A 2702-nucleotide genomic window follows, 5' to 3' on the forward strand; every position below is an offset into this window, starting at 1 on the left:
CACAGCGCCGCGCTCGCCCGGCTCCCCGACCGCCCGGCGGACCGTGACACCCTGCCCGACTTCGCCGACGACGTCGTCGGCCGCATGGAGAGAGCCGAGCGGCTCGCTGCCGCGCACACCGCGCTCGGGCGGCTGCGCAGGGCCGAGCGTGAGGTGTTCGCGCTGTGCGTCTGGTCGGGACTGAGCTACGCGGACGCGGGCGAGGCCCTCGGCGTGCCGGCGAGCACCGTACGGTCGCGGCTCGCCCGCGCAAGGCAGCGGCTACGGGCCTTGTCGGAGGCGGAGTTGGCGGCCCGGCGCAGGTCCGCCGGGCAGCGGTCCACGGACCCGGACCCGGGCAAGCCAAGTGCCGCCGCGTCGGGCGATGTTCCACCTCAGCAGCAAAAACCGGGACTCGGCCCGCGCAGCGGACAGGTACCGGGTGGCCGTTCCCAAACGGCCCGGTCGACTCAGGAGAAGCACCGATGAACCCCGATGAGCGCGAGGAACTGGCCAGGCTGCTGCCGAGCCCGGGTGAGCCGGTCCTGACGAGCGACCGCCACGACCTGCTGAAGGACCATCTGATGAGAGAGCTCACCGAGCAAGCCCCGGAACTCCCGGCCGTCGCGACGGCACCCGGCCGGCGAGCGCGGGCCCCCCGCCGCCGGTTCGCCGTCATCGCCGTACCCCTCGCCACGGCCGCGGCGATCGTCGCCGCGGTCCTTGCCGGCGCCGTCGGATCCAGGACCGCCACGACCGACGCGGACGCGGTCGACCTCCTCAATCGCATCGCCGAGGTCGCCGCCGCGAAGAAGTCAGTGCCCGTCAGGGACGACCAGTACGTCTATGTCCGCACTCAGGGCTCCATGAAGTTCTCCGAGCACGACATCCGGATCCTGCGGGAAGCGAGTTGGACCGCCGTCGACGGCAAGCGCGCGGGACTGCGCCGGGTCACGGTGCTGGTGGGTCCGCCGTTCCGGCCCCGGGACCCGTTCTCCTCGTACTCCAAGGGCACCCACGACATGAGGCTGAATCCCGACCCGAACGTCACCACGTTCCGTGAGCTCCAGGCGCTGCCCACCGACCCCGACGCGCTGCTGGAGAAGATCTACGCCGGCACGAGGGGGGAGGGACAGACCAGGGAGAGCGCGGCGCTGGAGAAGATCGGCGACATGCTGGCCGACGCCACACTCCTGCCCGAACTGGACGCCGCGCTCTACCGCGCGGCCGCCAGGATCCCGGGCGTCTCGGTCGTCACCGACGCCAAGGACTACACCGGCCGCTCCGGCATCGGCCTGAGTTTCGAGGAGCGCGACGGCCGCACGGTCTGGGTCTTCGACAAGAACTCCCTCGACTTCCTGGGCACGGCGGACGAGGCTCTGCTGGCCGTCGGGGTCACGGACAAGACAGGCGAGACGCCGGCCACATGATGGCTTGTCCCTGGTGAGCAGCCCTGGCCCGCAAGGCCAGGGTTCCGGAGCGGTTCATCAGCAGACCCAGAGGCGAGGCGAGTCGGGTGAGGAGGAGCACCGCCTGGGCCGGCGCCGGGCCGACTCGCACTCTCAGCTTGGGAAGCGACGGTGCTCGACGGGCATGACCTTGAACGTCGGCGTCGCTTCCGCCGGGCCATGCCGGTGCCAGTGCTCGACTGCAGCTGCACGAATGTTGGTGACGTATTCTTCTTTGTACATCACCAATATCGTGCAGGAGGTGCCGCGTGTCTGTGACCCAGATCGACATCGACGACGACGCTTTGGAACGTGCCATGGCTTTGTCCAAGGTCAGGACCAAGAAGGAGGCAGTCAACCTCGCCCTGCACTTCTATGCCGAGCAGCAGGAGCGTGCGGCGCGCATCAGCCGCCACTTCGAGCGTGCGCGTGAATGGGGTGCCGTCGAGGACGCGGAGCGCCTGCACGGGGCGGAGAAGGACAGCCGGTGATCTACCTGCTCGACACCTCCGGCCTGGTCCGGCTGCTCCGCGATCCGAAACTGCAGTCGGCCTGGTACGACGCGATCGACGCCGGGGCCGTCGCATCCTGCTATGTGCAGCGTGCCGAGTTCCTCCACAGTGCCCGGAACGGACACGAGTACGACGAGATCACGGAGATGTTCACCGACCTCTACCCCGATGCGGCCGTACCGAAGAACGCGGGGCGCTGGATCGGTGGGGTGCAGCACCGTATGGCCCGGGCCGGAGAGCATCGCAGTGCCTCGGCGGTGGACCTCGTCATCGCCGCGACCGCAGCCCATCACGGACTGGCTGTCCTGCACGACGATGCCGACTACCGCGCCATTGCCCGGCACGCATCCGACCTGACCGAGCACAACCTCCACGACGTCGTCTGAGGCGTTTCCGCGCTGTGGCGTGTTCCTCTAAGTCCTGCATCCTGGGTAGGAGTTGGGTAATCGGTAGTGTCGGCGGCGTCTTTCGGGCTCCGAAACGGTGAGCCGGACACGGCCACCGAGAACTGGTTCCCTCCACGTGCCCGGTCTTCATGCATGTACAGACGGCCATCCGGCGGAAAACTCCCGCCAACAGAACAAGCCCCAGGCCGCTGACCTGGGGCTTCAAAAAGAGCGGGTGACGAGAATCGAACTCGCACTCTCAGCTTGGGAAGCTGATGTTCTACCACTAAACTACACCCGCGCGTGACGCCGGACGGACCGGTGTCGGAACGCACTGTCACTTTACCTCATCCCAGGCCCCCGGCGTTGAAGCCGTG

The 2702-nt window shown here is 68.4% G+C and carries 5 protein-coding genes and 1 tRNA gene; 4 read left to right on the forward strand and 2 right to left on the reverse strand.

Annotation, left to right across the window (positions count from 1 at the left end; genetic code table 11):
• Positions 1-468, forward strand: a 468-nt coding sequence (locus JF597_RS53345) for a sigma-70 family RNA polymerase sigma factor (protein ID WP_294014243.1), incomplete at its 5' end; no start/stop codon positions are given.
• Positions 465-1409, forward strand: coding sequence for a CU044_5270 family protein (locus JF597_RS53350; protein ID WP_294014245.1), 945 nt, complete (start codon positions 465-467; stop codon positions 1407-1409). The genes JF597_RS53345 and JF597_RS53350, both read left to right, overlap by 4 nt.
• 132 nt (positions 1410-1541) lie before the next feature.
• Here JF597_RS53350 and JF597_RS53355 read toward each other — a convergent pair whose 3' ends face one another.
• Positions 1542-1670: a hypothetical protein gene (locus JF597_RS53355; protein ID WP_294014247.1), complete on the reverse strand. Its 129-nt coding sequence runs from the start codon at positions 1668-1670 to the stop codon at positions 1542-1544.
• 26 nt (positions 1671-1696) lie between these two features.
• On the opposite strand from JF597_RS53355, the gene JF597_RS53360 reads away from it, so the two are divergent.
• Together JF597_RS53360 and JF597_RS53365 are read left to right on the forward strand one after the other, a co-directional pair.
• Entirely contained in the window at positions 1697-1918 is a 222-nt protein-coding gene (locus JF597_RS53360) for a type II toxin-antitoxin system VapB family antitoxin (RefSeq protein ID WP_069764445.1), read from the forward strand.
• A complete protein-coding gene (locus tag JF597_RS53365; protein WP_294014249.1) occupies positions 1915-2325 on the forward strand; it encodes a PIN domain-containing protein in 411 nt (136 codons plus the stop codon). The genes JF597_RS53360 and JF597_RS53365 overlap by 4 nt, the downstream gene beginning before the upstream one ends.
• Before the next feature lie 230 nt (positions 2326-2555).
• On the opposite strand, the gene JF597_RS53370 is transcribed toward JF597_RS53365, so the two are convergent.
• A tRNA-Gly gene (locus JF597_RS53370) sits at positions 2556-2626 on the reverse strand.
• Positions 2627-2702: the final 76 nt, after the last annotated feature.

The organism is Streptomyces sp. (genome assembly GCF_019510245.1).
Taxonomy (GTDB): domain Bacteria; phylum Actinomycetota; class Actinomycetes; order Streptomycetales; family Streptomycetaceae; genus Streptomyces.

What these genes read in the sequence shown, in the direction of transcription:
- JF597_RS53350 (WP_294014245.1), top strand. Translation starts at nt 465, where the DNA reads ATGAACCCCGATGAGCGCGAGGAACTGGCCAGGCTGCTGCCGAGCCCG.
- JF597_RS53355 (WP_294014247.1), bottom strand. Translation starts at nt 1,670, where the DNA reads ATGTACAAAGAAGAATACGTCACCAACATTCGTGCAGCTGCAGTCGAG.